General features: G+C 51.1%; 1 protein-coding gene and 1 pseudogene. One reads left to right on the forward strand and one right to left on the reverse strand.

From position 1 onward, the window contains the following. Positions 1-156: helix-turn-helix domain-containing protein (locus GCWU000341_RS13230; protein ID WP_040654303.1), on the reverse strand; the 156-nt coding region annotated here is incomplete at its 3' end. A gap of 277 nt (positions 157-433) precedes the next feature. Between GCWU000341_RS13230 and GCWU000341_RS13805 the strand changes: the two are divergent. Then, positions 434-1,020: pseudogene (locus GCWU000341_RS13805) on the forward strand (IS30 family transposase); the annotation flags it as partial.

Raw genomic sequence — 1,020 nt, forward strand, 5'->3', positions numbered from 1 at the left:
ATTACTCTGGCATTCTTCGCGAAATTCATTACACCATTTGACAACGCTGGATTTAGAAACCCCATATTCTTCTGTGAGGCTCCTCATGGATCGGCCTTCCTCCAGGCGGAGACGGACAATCTTTTTCTTAAATGGTTCGTCGTAAGGTTGTGGCATGATAAAATCCTCCATTTGCTATTATATTTTATCAGCCATTTGTGTTACAACTTCAGTTTATCACTTCAGCCGGATTTCAAGCGTCTGCAAGGCATGTTCACCGGAAAAAGCGCAGGTTCGTTACTGCTCTGTCTGCGGCAAGTGCACGACTTCCTGTACACTCTACCAAAAGGAAGAATGCCCCAGACTGGAAAGACCGCCGTACGTCTGCAATGGATGCAGCCAGCAGCGGCTCTGTACGCTTGAGAAGCGCTTCTACGATGGGGCAAAAGCCCAGATGGAATACCGTGACGTGCTCTCCGAGGCGCGTCAGGGAATCGCCCTTTCCGACGAGGAGCAAAAGCGACTGGACGATATCATTTCTCCCCTTCTGTTAAAAGGCCAGTCGCTGCACCATATCTGCCTAAACCATAAGGCAGAACTCATGGTCAGTGAACGGACGCTTTATACCTACATGGACGCAAACCTCTTCTCTGCCCGGAACATCGATATGCCGCGCAAGGTGAGGATGCATCCCCGCCGCAAAAGGCCGGATACCGTAAAAGTCGATCCCAAGTGTCGTGAAGGGCGCACTCTGGAAGACTTTAAGATCTTTATGGATGAGAATCCGGACACCCCTTTGGTCGAGCTCGATTCGGTAGAGGGCACAAAAGGGAGGGCTGTCATGCTTACGATCACCTTCGTGACAGACGGCCTGCAGCTCGCTGTCCGACGAGAGCATAACGATTCTCAGTCGGTAACCGATCTCTTCCGCAGGCTGTATCTGGAACTTGGCCCGAACACGTTTCCCGATCTGTTCCCGGTACTTCTGGCGGACAACGGCAGCGAGTTTTCTGATCCGAAGAGCATTGAATTTGATGCCAA

The sequence above is a fragment of the Oribacterium sp. oral taxon 078 str. F0262 genome, assembly GCF_000160135.1.
In the GTDB taxonomy this organism is placed as follows: domain Bacteria; phylum Bacillota; class Clostridia; order Lachnospirales; family Lachnospiraceae; genus Oribacterium.